Source organism: uncultured Enterovirga sp. (genome assembly GCF_964242715.1).
Classification (GTDB): domain Bacteria; phylum Pseudomonadota; class Alphaproteobacteria; order Rhizobiales; family Beijerinckiaceae; genus Enterovirga.
The window spans coordinates 1-12,884 of record NZ_CAXTAZ010000006.1; the positions used below are offsets into that span (position 1 = coordinate 1).

General features: G+C 65.8%; 13 protein-coding genes and 2 pseudogenes. 9 read left to right on the forward strand and 6 right to left on the reverse strand.

Annotation, left to right across the window (positions count from 1 at the left end; genetic code table 11):
- Positions 1–480: 480 nt before the first annotated feature.
- Positions 481–676: pseudogene (locus tag ACFE87_RS04815) on the reverse strand (hypothetical protein); the annotation flags it as partial.
- Positions 677–746: 70 nt separating this feature from the next.
- Here ACFE87_RS04815 and ACFE87_RS04820 point away from each other — a divergent pair.
- The 6 genes and pseudogenes from ACFE87_RS04820 to ACFE87_RS04845 form a co-directional block, all read left to right on the forward strand.
- Positions 747–1,085 (forward strand): annotated as a pseudogene (locus ACFE87_RS04820) (transposase); the annotation flags it as partial.
- A gap of 100 nt (positions 1,086–1,185) precedes the next feature.
- The gene (locus ACFE87_RS04825; RefSeq protein WP_375458488.1) at positions 1,186–1,899 is read left to right on the forward strand and encodes a virB8 family protein; all 714 of its coding nucleotides are present in this window, start codon (positions 1,186–1,188) and stop codon (positions 1,897–1,899) included.
- 17 nt (positions 1,900–1,916) lie between these two features.
- Positions 1,917–2,714: a P-type conjugative transfer protein VirB9 gene (virB9, locus tag ACFE87_RS04830; RefSeq protein WP_375458489.1), complete on the forward strand. Its 798-nt coding sequence runs from the start codon at positions 1,917–1,919 to the stop codon at positions 2,712–2,714.
- A 6-nt stretch (positions 2,715–2,720) separates the two neighbouring features.
- A complete protein-coding gene (gene virB10, locus ACFE87_RS04835; RefSeq protein WP_375458490.1) occupies positions 2,721–4,067 on the forward strand; it encodes a type IV secretion system protein VirB10 in 1,347 nt (448 codons plus the stop codon).
- On the forward strand, positions 4,064–5,116 hold the full coding sequence (gene virB11 / locus ACFE87_RS04840; RefSeq protein ID WP_375458491.1) for a P-type DNA transfer ATPase VirB11: 1,053 nt from the start codon (positions 4,064–4,066) through the stop codon (positions 5,114–5,116). Before virB10 ends, virB11 begins: the two co-directional genes overlap by 4 nt.
- Positions 5,094–7,265 carry a type IV secretory system conjugative DNA transfer family protein gene (locus ACFE87_RS04845; RefSeq protein WP_375458492.1) on the forward strand — a complete coding sequence of 724 codons (2,172 nt, stop codon included), beginning with the start codon at positions 5,094–5,096 and terminating at the stop codon, positions 7,263–7,265. The genes virB11 and ACFE87_RS04845 overlap by 23 nt, the downstream gene beginning before the upstream one ends.
- A 71-nt stretch (positions 7,266–7,336) precedes the next feature.
- Here the strand turns inward: ACFE87_RS04845 and ACFE87_RS04850 are convergent, their stop codons facing one another.
- Positions 7,337–7,717 carry a hypothetical protein gene (locus ACFE87_RS04850; protein ID WP_375458493.1) on the reverse strand — a complete coding sequence of 127 codons (381 nt, stop codon included), beginning with the start codon at positions 7,715–7,717 and terminating at the stop codon, positions 7,337–7,339.
- A gap of 242 nt (positions 7,718–7,959) precedes the next feature.
- On the opposite strand from ACFE87_RS04850, the gene ACFE87_RS04855 reads away from it, so the two are divergent.
- The 3 genes from ACFE87_RS04855 to ACFE87_RS04865 all read left to right on the forward strand — a co-directional run bounded on the left by ACFE87_RS04855 (position 7,960) and on the right by ACFE87_RS04865 (position 9,537).
- The gene (locus ACFE87_RS04855; RefSeq protein ID WP_375458494.1) at positions 7,960–8,178 is read left to right on the forward strand and encodes a hypothetical protein; all 219 of its coding nucleotides are present in this window, start codon (positions 7,960–7,962) and stop codon (positions 8,176–8,178) included.
- A gap of 223 nt (positions 8,179–8,401) precedes the next feature.
- Positions 8,402–8,815 carry an antitoxin Xre-like helix-turn-helix domain-containing protein gene (locus tag ACFE87_RS04860; RefSeq protein ID WP_375458495.1) on the forward strand — a complete coding sequence of 138 codons (414 nt, stop codon included), beginning with the start codon at positions 8,402–8,404 and terminating at the stop codon, positions 8,813–8,815.
- A 158-nt stretch (positions 8,816–8,973) separates the two neighbouring features.
- Positions 8,974–9,537: an RES family NAD+ phosphorylase gene (locus ACFE87_RS04865; protein ID WP_375458496.1), complete on the forward strand. Its 564-nt coding sequence runs from the start codon at positions 8,974–8,976 to the stop codon at positions 9,535–9,537.
- Positions 9,538–9,755: 218 nt separating this feature from the next.
- On the opposite strand, the gene ACFE87_RS04870 is transcribed toward ACFE87_RS04865, so the two are convergent.
- Genes ACFE87_RS04870 through yhhA form a run of 4 tightly spaced genes read right to left on the reverse strand, consistent with a single transcriptional unit; the run spans position 9,756 to position 12,526 of the window.
- Positions 9,756–10,625 (reverse strand): HEXXH motif-containing putative peptide modification protein, encoded by an 870-nt coding sequence (locus tag ACFE87_RS04870; protein WP_375458497.1) that lies wholly within the window; start codon positions 10,623–10,625, stop codon positions 9,756–9,758.
- Entirely contained in the window at positions 10,622–11,215 is a 594-nt protein-coding gene (gene yhhC / locus ACFE87_RS04875) for a cyclophane-containing peptide 2OG-Fe(II) oxygenase YhhC (RefSeq protein WP_375458498.1), read from the reverse strand. Before yhhC ends, ACFE87_RS04870 begins: the two co-directional genes overlap by 4 nt.
- A complete protein-coding gene (gene yhhB / locus ACFE87_RS04880; RefSeq protein WP_375458499.1) occupies positions 11,212–12,336 on the reverse strand; it encodes a cyclophane-forming radical SAM/SPASM peptide maturase YhhB in 1,125 nt (374 codons plus the stop codon). Before yhhB ends, yhhC begins: the two co-directional genes overlap by 4 nt.
- 16 nt (positions 12,337–12,352) lie before the next feature.
- Positions 12,353–12,526: a YhhA family cyclophane-containing RiPP gene (gene yhhA / locus ACFE87_RS04885; RefSeq protein WP_375458500.1), complete on the reverse strand. Its 174-nt coding sequence runs from the start codon at positions 12,524–12,526 to the stop codon at positions 12,353–12,355.
- Positions 12,527–12,884 lie beyond the last annotated feature (358 nt).

Below are 12,884 nucleotides of genomic sequence, written 5' to 3' on the forward strand. Positions count from 1 at the left end.
TCCGGCCAGCCCCAGACCGTCTCAATCCACACGAGGATCACACCGATGAGGATTAAGATAGCCGTGGCTCGAACATAGAAGCGCCGGTGGGTACGCCAGGGCTGCGGATCAGGTCCGGGAAGAGGTCGCATCAGGCGATGTTCTCACAGGGAGGGGCGCCCTAACCGGTTAAGAAAGGGCGTATAGGCGTTGGACCTAAGCAGACTTTAACTTGGACGGGTAACGTTCTCGCCCCCCGGTAATCTCCTCGCCCGTCCGGCCCGCTTCGCCGAGCAACGAGGGATTGGTCCACGTTCCGAGGATTTCGACGCTCGCGCTATCCGTTGTCGTTGACATACGCTGTGAGGTTTCATCTAGTCTGCCTACTGCCAATCAATTGAGGCTTAGTCACGGACTTTCTGCAATATATGCTTTTAGAGCGATGATGATTTGGCACGCTCTAGTGCCCTCAGGCCGAAAAAGCACTTCAGTATCCTCAGTCTATTCCGGCTCATACCCTGCAGCGGTTTCAAAGTCGTTGGCGCATTCGGCGGGCGTGAAGGCGTCGAGGAGGATGCCGATCCGGTCCCAGACGTGGGCCTGGAAGGCGTCCCTGTTGATGGGGCCGTCGAGAGCGAAGGGTGCGCCTTTCGACGCGCAGCCCTCCCACGAAGGTGGTTGTCTTCCAGTGATGGGGTGGACGCCCCCCGACGGCATCGACGTGCCAAGGTGGTGGCGTTGAGAGCCACCGGAGGGAGGCGTCCGTGATAGAGGTTAGCACCATCGGCCTGGATCTGGCCAAGAACATCTTCCAGGCACACGGGGCGGATGCCGCCGGTGCGCCGATTCTCCGCAAGAAGCTGCGACGCGACCAAGTGCTGGCCTTCTTCTCCGGTCAGTCGCCCTGTCTTGTCGCCATGGAGGCCTGCCCTGGTGCCCACCACTGGGGCCGCGAGATCGCGAAGCTCGGCCACGAGGTGAGGTTGATCGCGCCGGCCTACGTGAAGCCTTTCGTGAAGCGGCAGAAGAACGACGCCGCTGATGCCGAGGCGATCTGCGAAGCCGCGACCCGGCCGACCATGCGCTTCGTGGCCGTGAAGAGCGAGGCGAAGCACACCTCGGGCTCTATTCCCGGTTGACCCACAGGGGCATAGACAATAGACATTATAGTGTCTTTAGATTAGGACGGTGAGCGAGGTTGGCGCGGTGACAAGTGAGGCGGCTGCGGCGCGCGTCGATTCGCGCTACTACGCCGAGGGTGCGACCTGGGAGCACGACCTCGCGCGCCGAAACCGAAACTCGCGCGCGCTCGCCTGGATCGTCGCGGCCGTGATGACGGTCGTCGCGGTCGCCTCCCTGGCCACGCTCGCGCTCCTCGTGCCGTTGAAGACCTACGAGCCCTACATGGTGGTCGTCGACAAGACGACCGGCTTCGTCGAGGTGAAGCGGCCCATGGCCGAGGGGCCGCTGACGCAGGACGAGGCGGTCACGACCTTCAACGTCGTCCGCTACGTCAAGGCGCGGGAGACCTACGATCCGAAGGCGCTGAAGGACAACTTCGACCTGGCGCAGCTCCTGGCCAGCGGCGAGGCCGCACGCGAGCTCGCCGAGATCTTCGCCCCCTCGAACCCGCGTAATCCGATCAAGCTCTACGGCACCGGCACGAACGTCTCCGTCTCGGTCAAGTCCGTGACCTTTCCGAACAATCGGACGGCGCTCGTGCGCTTCTCGACGGACGAGAATGGCCCGACCAGCCTCACAACCCGCAACTGGGTCTCGCTCGTCCGCTTCCGCTACACGGCCGCGCCGATGCGGAACGAGTATCGTTTCGACAATCCGCTCGGCTTCCAGGCGGTCGAGTATCGGCGCGACCAGGAGACGGCGCCGTCGCCCGGGACGGTCGGGGGCCCGCGCTCGTGATCTTCCGGATGGCCGTCATGACGACGCTAATGCTCGCAGCCGGACCGGCCCTCGCCGAGGCGGTGCCGCGGCCGGGTCGCGTCGACTCTCGCGTGCGTGACGTCGTCTACAGCCGCGACAACGTCACCGCGATCGACGCGACCTACGGCACCTCGACCATGATCGAGCTGCAGGCGGACGAGCGCATCGAGACGCTCGCGCTCGGAGACAGCCTCGCCTGGAAGGTCGAGCCGAACCGGAAAGGCGACATCATCTTCGTGAAGCCGGTGGACAAGCAGGCTCACTCGAACCTGAACGTTGTCACGAGCAAGCGCGTCTACAGCTTCCTCCTGCGCTCGAACACGCACCCGCCCGACCGACAGATCTACGCCGTCCGCTTTCGCTATCCCGACGATGAGGCGAGCGCGAAGCTGATGAGCCTCGCCCGCGAGAGAGCCGCCTACCCAAACCTGAAGAGCCTCAACATCGCCAACGCCAACAGCGAGTACGGCTACAAGGGCGCGTCCGCGAACAAGCCCGTCGCCGTCTTCGACGACGGAACCAAGACCTGGTTCCGGTTCGAGGGGGAGACGCCGGCGATCTACATCGTCGATGCCGACCAGAGCGAGAGCCTCGTCAATTTCAGGACGGAGGGCCCGTTCGTCGTCGTCGACAAGGTCGCGGCGCAGTGGACGCTTCGTAACGGGCAGGACTCGACCTGCATCTTCAACCGCCGCCTCACCAACATCGCCGAGCCGACCGGGCTCGAGCCCTACGCGCCGCAACGCGTCGGCGCGCCGGCCGCGAGCGCGCCGGCGAAGCGGCAAGGGATCTGACCCGCCATGCCGTCCGCCCAGGAGTACCGGAACTTCGAGCTGGAATCGGCCGCGGCGACGGCCGTGGGCCGCAGCCCGACCGCGCTCGGCAGCCTTGTCAGGGTCGGCCTGCCGGTCGGGGCGATCGCGGTCGCGGCCTGGCTGGTCTATGGTTCAACCCAGCGTGGTCCACGCAACCTGACGACGCCCGACGCCGAGGAGTTCACGACCACGCAGTTCCCGGCGCCCTCGATCCGGGAGCCGCGTCCGGCCCGTGACCAGGGCACGATCGTCCTGCCTCCGGCCCCGGTTCCGCCGCCCGAACCGACCCTGCCGCCTCCGCCGCTTCCGCCTCCAGGCATCCTCCCGGCGCCGCCGCCGCCCGAGCCGCCGCTCGCGGTGCTGCCGCGGGACGACGACGAGGTCCGGCGCCTCGCCGAGCTCGAACGACAGCGCCTGGAGGAGGAGCGCCGCCGCTGGGAGCGTCTTCGCGCGCCGCAGGTCATCAGCGACACCGCCGGCGCGGCGGGGGAGGCCGGCCGCGGCGACGGCGGCGCGGGATCGAGCGCCGGGCCGGACGAGGACCCGAACCGCCGCTTCCTGGCCTCCGTGTCGAGCACCGGCGTCGAGGTCGCGAAGGCGACGAAGAACAACCGCATCGACGCGCTCGTCGCCCAGGGCACCATGATCCGCGGCGTGCTCGAGACGGCGCTGCAGAGCGACCTGCCGGGCATGGTCCGGGCGGTCACGACCGAGAACGTCTGGTCCTTCGACGGCCGGCGCGTGCTGATCCCGGCCGGGACCCGGCTCGTCGGCGAGTACAGGTCCGGCATCGCGCAAGGGCAGACGCGCGTGTTCGTCGTCTGGACGCGGCTGCTGCGGTCCGACGGCGTGTCGGTTCAGCTCGGTTCGAACGGCGCCGACGAGCTCGGCCGGGCCGGCAATGCCGGCTTCGTCGACAACCACTACGTCGAGCGTTTCGGCTCGGCGATCCTGCTGTCCCTCGTCGGCGGCGTCTCTCAATTCCTGAGCGGCTACGGCCAGAACTACGGCACGTCCGGCAACAACGGCACGGTCACGACCGTCAACGATCCGATCACCGGCCTCACCACCACGACCCAGTCCGGCCTGAACCAGAACCAGCTCAGCCTGCAGGCCCGGCAGATCGCGGCCCAGAACGTCTCGCAGACGCTGACGACGATCGCCCAGGACGCGCTCCGGAACACGATCAACATCCCGCCCACGATCCATCTCGACCAAGGCTCGCGCATCATCGTGTTCGTCCGGCGCGACCTCGACTTCTCGGCCTTCTACCCCGACCCGGTCCGGGAGGCGCTCCGGGAGCTCCGGCGCGAGCGCGCCGTCACCAAGTGACCGTCTTCCTCGATCGGGCGCTGAAACCGATCCGGCCGTGGCTCCTGGACGACCAGGTGGTCGAGATCTGTGCGAACGGGCCAGGGCAGATTTGGGTCGAGCGCTTCGGAGAGTCGGCGATGGAACGGCACCACGTGCCGGAGCTAACCGAGGTCGCGATCCGCCACCTCGCCGAGCGCGTCGCCGGCTTCTCCGGGCAGAGCGTCAACGAGGAGCACCCGCTTCTCTCGGCCGCCCTCCCGACGGGCGAGCGCTTCCAGGGCGTCATGCCGCCGGCCACGACCGGGGGAGGGGCCTTCGCGATCCGCAAGCAGGTCATCAAGGACATGCGGCTCGACGACTATCGCCGCCTCGGCTCCTTCGACCAGGTTACGGTCGCGACCGACGTCGCCCTGACCGACACGGACCGGGAGCTCTGTGAGCATCTCGAGGCCGGGCGCCTGGAGTCGTTCATCCGGCTCGCCGTCACGAGCAGCACCTCGATCCTGCTCTCGGGCGGCACGTCCTCCGGCAAGACCACCTTCCTGAACGCGATCCTGAAGGAGGTGCCGGCGAGCGAGCGCATCATCACGATCGAGGACACCCGCGAAGTGAACCCGGTCCAGGAGAACCACCTTGCTCTCATCGCCTCCAAGGGCGACCAGGGCGAGGCGCGGGTCACGGTCGAGACGCTCCTCCAAGCCTCGATGCGTCTGAGGCCCGACCGCATCTTCCTCGGCGAGATCCGCGGACCTGAGGCCTACTCGTTCCTGCGCGCCATCAACACCGGCCACCCCGGCAGCATCACGACCGTGCATGCCGACAGCCCCGCCGGCGCCTTCGAGCAGCTCGCCCTCATGGTGATGCAGGCCGGGCTCGGGCTGAAGCGGGAGGAGATCATCGCCTACATCCGCTCCGTCCTGCCGATCGTCATCCAACAGCGCAAGCTCGGCGGCTGGCGCGGCACCTCGGCCGTCTACTTCTCGAAGATGGCCGAGTGGCGGGCCGAGCAGAACGGCAAGCCGCCGGCGGGGAGGGGAGGGCGCCGTGGCCCGCGTCGTCGCCTATAGGATCGGCGTCGCCCTCTTGGCTCTGGTCGCCTTCGGCCTCCTCTGGAGCCTAGCCTACGAGGTCGTGGTCGGGCTCCGCTGGGCGCCCGCTCGCTTCCCGAGCGAGGGCGCGTCCCGGTGGGGGCTGCTTCGCATGCAGAACGCCGATCGCTCGGCCGGCACGTTCCTGATTGCCTGGGAGCACTTCCAGGCCCGGCTCGCCTATCCCCCTACCCGGGTTGAAGCGCTGGTCCGGGCAATGCTCGCGGCCGGCGGGGTCGTAGCGTTCTGCCTCGCGGCCGCGCTGTTTGCCGTCGTGAACCGCCGGCAGATGCCCTTCGGCTCAGCCCGCTTCGGCACGCTCCTGGAGGCCGCGAAGCAGGGCCTGACGGGCAAGCAGGGCATCGTGCTGGGCAAGCTCGGCGGCGCCACGATCCGCTCCGACGAACCGGCCCACATCCTGGTGGTGGGCCCATCCCGGTCGGGCAAGGGCACCGGCTTCGTCCTGCCGAACGGCTACCTGTGGCAGGGCTCGGCCGTGTTCTTTGACCCGAAGCGGGAGAATTTCGAGGCGCTCGCGAACCACCGCCGGGCCATGGGCAACCAGGTCTTCATGTTCTCGCCCGGATCGAACGACACCCACCGCTACAATCCGCTCGACTTCGTCCGCCGCGACGAGCGCATGGCGACCGATTGCCTGGTGGTCGCCTCCTTCGTTATCCCGGAAAAGGCCGACGACACCTGGGCCGGGGCAGGGCGCCTACTCCTCTCGGCCCTGATCGGCTACGTGCTCTCCTCGCCTCTGATCGCCGGCGCGCAGCACATGCGCGCGGTCGCCCGCATGACGACGACCGGCAAGGACATCTCGTCAGTCCTGCGCGCCATCGTGAGGACGGAGCGCGAGCATCTCCCGACCTGGGTCGCGGACAGCTTCAACCAATACATCGCGCTCGAGCCGGAAACCCGGAACTCGGCCATGTTCAACGTCAACATGGCGATGTCGCTCTGGAACAACGGCCTGATCTCGGCCGCGACCGAAACCTCGGACTTCGATATTCGCGAACTGCGCCGCCGGCCAATGACCATCTTCATCGGCTGCACGATTGCCGAGCTCGCGATCTTCCGACCGCTGATCCGCATCCTGTTCCAGCAGATCCACGACCTCATGATGGTGCGGCTGCCGGGCCCGGACGAACCGCATCAGGTGCTCCTCATGCTCGACGAGTTCTACCACGTCGGGCGCATGGACTCGCTCATCTCCAAGATCACGATCAGCGCCGGCTACGGCTTCCGCATGGCCATCGTCATGCAAGACATAGCTCAGCTCGACGAACTTTACGGCAAGAACACGCGCATCACGACCGTCTCGGGCTCGCAGATCAAGCTGTTCATCCAGATCAACGACCTGGAGACGTCGGAATTCGTGTCGGAGATGCTCGGCGAGACGACGCAGGTCTACAAGACACCGGTCGTCCGGCCGGGGCAGGGGATCTTCGCCCCGCGGGGCTGGGCGCCGCACTACACGCCGCGGCCCCTGCGCAGCCCGCTCGAGCTGCGGGAGATGTCGGCACGGCTCTCGATCCTGATGGTCAAGAACTCCCGGTCATTCGAGCTGACGAAGATCCGGCACTATCGGGACCAGCCCTACCGGAAGCTGTTCGAGGCGGGTGAGGGCGACCCGCCGCGGCTCCCGAGCCTGCGGCAGTGGCAGGACGAGGAACTCGGCGGAGCCATCAACCCGGCCACGGTCGAGCTTTCAGAAACCCAGGCCGTCGCGGCCCCAGCACCCGAGGCCAAGGTCTCACGCCCCAAGCGCAGCCGGAAGCCCGCCCAACGTTCGTCGGGGCTGAAGCAGGGCATGGCGGACCGGGCCAGCCCGACGGAGCCGAAGTCACCTGCGGCCTCGGCTCCCCTGCTGGTCGCCAAGGCGCCGGTGGCGACCCCGCTACCCCGGAAGGCGCTGACGCTCGGCGCCGCCCCGACCGCGCCACGTGGAGAGAACTGCAACATCCGGGACGTTCTGACCGCCACGGAAGGCGTGCAGGGCTCGGGGTTCGCGGACATGGTCGCGACAGTGGGGGATCCGAACGGAAACGAAAAGCTGGCCTCGGCTGTGGCCGTCTTGTCGCGCCTGAATGAGGCGTTCGGAGATGATGAGAAGGGTGTCTGACGCCGAGAAGCGATTCAGCGGTCGGTGGTCGCCTGTTGCGGGATAGAACCGAATCGAGTCGAGGCGAGCTGTCACCTCGAGCGTGTACGCGCGTCGATGGCTGCTCGCAGGCCCTGGAGCGCGGTTCCGGCGAGCTCTGCCTTCTGCGGGTAGCTGCCCGCTGAGAGCGCCTCGGAGCACTGCGAGGTCGCCGCAGCGAGATCCTCGCACGCGGCGATCACCGCGTCTCCGGCGAGGACAACCTCGGGGGTGCTCCCGCCCGTCGCGATCGCCTGCCTGACCCAAACTCCGACGTTGTGCAGCGTGGTCGCATCCGCCCTACCTCGCGCCAGGTCAGCGATGCTGTGCGCGATGTCGGTCAGAGCCCGGGCTGCTTCGCGCCGCGTCGAAGGCAGCGGGGCAGGGCGGGCACGCTCAGCCTCGTACCTGTCCGCGACCGTCTCGCCGATCACGCGACCCTCCCGTCCGGCGATCTCGACCGCCACGCGCGACCAGTGACGGTCACCGGCACGGTCCCTCTTGGAGCGGCAGGTGCGGGGCGCGTTCTCGCGCTTCGTAGTAGGCGTACTCGCCGAGGAAGGTGAGGAGATCGGATGCGTCCCCCTGAACTCGCTTCCGTCGTGCGCGGAGGTTTGTCAGGAGAGCGCGAAGCGGCATCTCGCGAGACTGCCACAGCTCGGCTAGGGTCGCGACTATGATCCTTCGGGTCCTCATCACCCTCTCGGTTGCGCTCTTCCCGGCTGCGGCGACCGCGGTCACACCCGAGCGGTCGCAGGCCGTCACCATCGCAGCCCGAACGGGCGAGGTCATCGGCGCCGCGGCAGCGTGCGGCGTCCCGGAGGCTGAGCTGGTGGAGCTCGGCCCAGGGTCATCGGGTGGGCTCGGGATACCGCTCGGGATGCAGCCGAGCTGAAGCGGGCGCAAAGGGCGCACGAGGTGAGCGTAACCCGCGCGGCCGCCCGAGTGCGGCAGACGGGAAGCGGAGCGTGCGACGCCGCCCTCGCGGCGCTGCACGCACTCGAACGGGAGCAGCGGTAAGCTGGGGCCAACGCCCCGGGGCAGGGCGTCTCGGTCCGGGCATCTTGCCATTTGGCACTAATCAGCTTAGATTACGTCAAGTGGCAGGAGAAGCCGTCGTGCCCACACTCACCCGTGTCATCAGCGAACCCGCGCCGTTCTCGCCGGAGCCGATCACCGACCAGGAGGCGGCTGCGATGTTCCGGGCTGCCCTCAATCTGTTTCGGGCTTGGGGCGTTACCGACGACCAGGCCGCTGTTATCCTGGACCTCCCGCGTCGCACGTTCGCCCGCTGGAAAGCCGGAGAGACCGGCCGGTTCGGCCGGGACGGCAAGGCGCGCCTGTCGAACCTCCTCGGCATCCACAAGGCCCTGAAGATCATCTTCCGGGAGGGGCCCCGTGGCTATGCATGGATCAAAGCGGCCAACGAGGCTTTCGGAGGTCGCTCGGCCCTCGACGTCATGCTCGGCGGCGAGCTGACCGACCTCATGCGCGTTCGCCGATACCTGGATGCTGAGCGTGGCGCCTGGTGATCGACCCCTCGCGGGTGCCGGTCTCGCACGTTCGATGGACGGGGGCACGACGGATCATTCGCAGCCTCTATCCTCCCATCGACCTGTTCGAGGATATCGCGGACCCGGAGGACTGGCCGCTTCTCATCTCCGCCGAGCAGAAGACCAACCCGCGCCTCATGGAGACGCTCGGCAACCTCGATCTCGTGCCCCCGGGCCGTCGTGTCTCGGGATCCGGTGCAACGTTCCTCATGGCACCGTTCACGCATGTCAGCCCCGACCGGCCGAGCCGGTTTTCGGACGGAACCTATGGCGTGCTCTACGTCGCCGAGACGTTTGAGACGGCGCTCCTCGAAACGATGTACCACCATGCCCGCTTCATGGCGCGAACCAATGAGGCGCCGGGCTGGACGTCGCAGTTTCGGGAGCTCGTCATAAGTGTCGAAGCCGCCCTTCACGATTTGCGGGGCGGAGATCCTGCGTTCGGGCCAGCACTCGATCCCGATGACTACGTCGAGTCGCCGCGGCTCGCGGCTAGCCTACGCTCAGGCGTCTCTGAGGGGCTCGTTTACCCGAGCCGACGGGATCCGGACGGCGAGTGCGCCGCGCTTTTCTATCCCGACCTCGCCTTCGATCCCGTCCAGGGTCGCCACCTTGATTATCACTGGGATGGTGCGCGCGTGGACCTGTACCGTGAGGTGGGCACGGGCAAACTCTTCAGGATTGGCAAACGACGTACATAGCACCCTAAGGCGACTGACCGGTATTGACCCAGATCTGACGTGCGGAAAGTCCGTTTTTGGGCATCTCAATTCGACGATGAACAACCCAGCAATCTTCGCGCTCGAGCTACAGCGCAAACGTCGGAGCCGCAGGCGGTCTTGCTCGGAGGATTGCGAAAAGCACCTGTCGATCTCGTCCGATTCTGGAGATCTTTAATTCCTCTTAATCTGTGCTGACCTTATCGCGACAAGAGCAACCTGCTCGCCAGCCTTTGCCCCACAGCAGTGAGATCACGGCTGCCGGTCAAGCCTTGTACGGATTGGGCCTCGTTTTCAATGACGTCAATCCGACGCTCAAGATAACGACACTCGTCCGAAGTCATGGCTCCACGGTTGAGCAGAGCCCGATGAAAGTTCTGGATCGCCCGAAACACGTAAAGGCCGTGCAGGATGCCCAGGATCGGACGGGAGGTACCCTGCCACGGTGAGTGCATCCGCTCGCCGCCATCGACGACAATGGGCGCCACAGACTCCATGAGCGTAAGCTGCAGATGCATGCACTCATGCAGAATACTTTCCGCCAGCCGTAAATCGCCGTATGCGCCCGCCCGAGGGTGGATGCCTACGAAAATCGTGAACGGAACAGCCGGGTCGCTGTAGCTAACGTCGTACTCGGGCCCTTCCGGCCGCAACACGTGCAGCGCGGACAGAAGCGCGCCAATCGCAACGGCCGCGCCAGGCACCTCCCCGATCCTGCGGAAGGCGGCCAAGACCGCGGTCACTGCTTCCTCAGGGTGGATCTCGCTCGGCCCGTACAGATCCAAGCCAAGATCGGCATAGCGCTTCGAGATCGGCGCGCCGAGCAATTCCACCGTCGCCGGAATAGAGGCCTCGAAATCGGCCGGGAAATCGACGCTGGCGAGTTCCGTCCTCGCCGCCCAGGCATCGCGGGCGAGGTAACGGACGGTGCCGTAGCGGGCACGATTAATGCCGGTCGCCAGCTCCATCTTGCGATAGCGGGCGCCAGCAAGGCGCTCGGCTAAGCCCTCGAACCAACAAGGACCGGGCGTCGCCAGCGCTTCCTTGACCAGCTCCGCGCCGTCCGTCATCGCACCTCGCCCGGCCGCCGAAATGTGTAGACCAACGTGTAGCGCTCTCCGTCCCTGATCGAGGACACGGCATGGTGGGATCTCGGCGAGATCTCGAAGGCGAAACCGCTTCCATGGGTCGGTATCACCACGTGCCTCAAGCTCTCGGGCTGGTCATCGCCGAAGAGCATCAGCAATCCTCCCTGCTCGGCGGTCCAGCCGTCGTTTAGCTGGATCAACATTCGGTGAGATTCCCGACCTTCAAGGAAATCGTTGTGGATGCGGATCGTCTGTCCCGAGGTGAGCCGGTGGGCGCCGACGTCAACGAGCTCCAGCTCGTCCTTCACGTCGAACTGCCGCCGCAGTTCAGAGCGGACCGACGTAATGAACTCCGGCGACGCCAAATCAACTATCTCGGGCCCGAGCTCCGAAGTAATGAGGGAGAACTCGTGCTGCTCGTAGAAACTCTCGACGCGGAGCGCCCATGGAGCCGACGTTCGCAACCAGTGCAATGCGCGGTCCGCCTCATCGTCTTGCAGGATGCCGCCGACACGGAAGTGCGGAAATGGGTCGGTGGAACTGCGGACCTTGTCGAAGGATGGCAGTGTCATGCGGCGAGCATGCGGCGGGACAGGATGTCTCGCATGGCGTCGATCAGGAGCCTTTGATCCGCGCAGAACACGCTCGGGTTGACGAAACCCGTTTCCGACCGCCACCGGTGAGCCGGCATCCCTCCCCCGCAGACCCGCAGGTCCGGGCAGGACAGGCAGACCGGCGAGGACGGCCGCTGGGCGTGGTGGTAGACCGCAAACTCCTTTGAGGCGACCACCTGCCTAAGATCATGGGTCGTGACCGACCAGCCGGACGCGAACCGATCGGCGGCGCCGAACGCGCTCTTGAGCGTGTCGTTCTTTCTTACGCTCCCGTCTGTGTCCACGACGAGTATGCCGTAAGCGTCAAGGCCGACGCCCTCCTTCCGCGAAATGCCGCCCATAAGCAGCTTGAGCATGTCGTCCAGCACGCGGATCGGCACCGGCCTTCGATCCGCAAGGTAGACGTCCAACAGCCGGCACATCCAATCGCCGTACTCGGTCGAAAGCGGGCTGGCCTTCCCCACCGGGACCTCGTCATGGTTGCCATCCCGATACAGGAAGTCCATGCTGGGTGCGCCCGTCGACTTCAGGAACGAATAGACCTCGCCGGGATCCGACGCGAGGTCTACAACCGCCAGCACGCCCGTAAAAAGACGGCTACCGGCCGGGTGTTCGGATAGGCGCCGGACTGCCTCCATGACGCGCGAGTGCGATCCAGCGCCTCGCCTGTCCGGGCGGTGCCTGTCATGTACGGCGGCCGGACCATCCAGGCTGATCGAGACGCCAACGTCATGTTCCATGCACGTGCGCAGAACGGCGTCGGAGAGCAGGAGGCCGTTGGTCTGTAGGTGTAGCCCGCATGTCGGCGGCAAGGCCCCCCGCAGCGCCGCGCAAACGACGTCGAAACGCTCCGCTCCTATCAGGAGGGGCTCCCCGCCGTGGAACACGACGCTGAACGGAACGTCCTGCGAAGAAGCGAGCAACGACAGCTGCGCGACGGCGCTGTCGATCACTTCGGGCGACATGCGCTTGGGCTGCGCCAGCCATCCTTCGTCGCCCATGTTGTAAACATAACAATAGTGGCAATCGAGATTGCAGCGGCTGGCGAGCTTCAGCAGGACGGTGTCGACGGTGACCATTGACGGTCGCCCGCCGTCAGCGATTATGGCGATTGTGCATTCGGTTATAGGCGTGCGCCTCGACCGTGTCCTCGTTACGGACTTCCGCCATCAGTCGGTCGAGGGTCACGCTATCGAGCCGAAGCTCTTCCGGTGCTTCATTGTCACGCTCCCGCGCGACGCACCCCGGATCCTCGGCACCCATCTCCATGGTCGTAGCTCCCGGAAAACTTCTGGATCATAGCAGATGCATGACGCTAGGGCTAGCGATAAAAACGGGAGGTTTAGGTCTTTATGCTTCCCGTGTGTCGAGGAAATCATGTGGGAGGGCGCTGTCCTCAAGCCCATGCCGCCTCAATATCAAGACATGTCACCCTACAAAGATCGGAAGTTACAAATCTCTTACCTTTGCGGGCCTGACGCGAAACGACAAATATTGATCATGTAGGGCGGTCTACGCCTACATTAAGAATGAGCTATGCTTTTCGATATTCTCGGTCTCCCTGAACGATCGGAAACAGTTTTCATCGAAGCGGGTCGGACACGGGACTATCCTCGCAAATCAACGT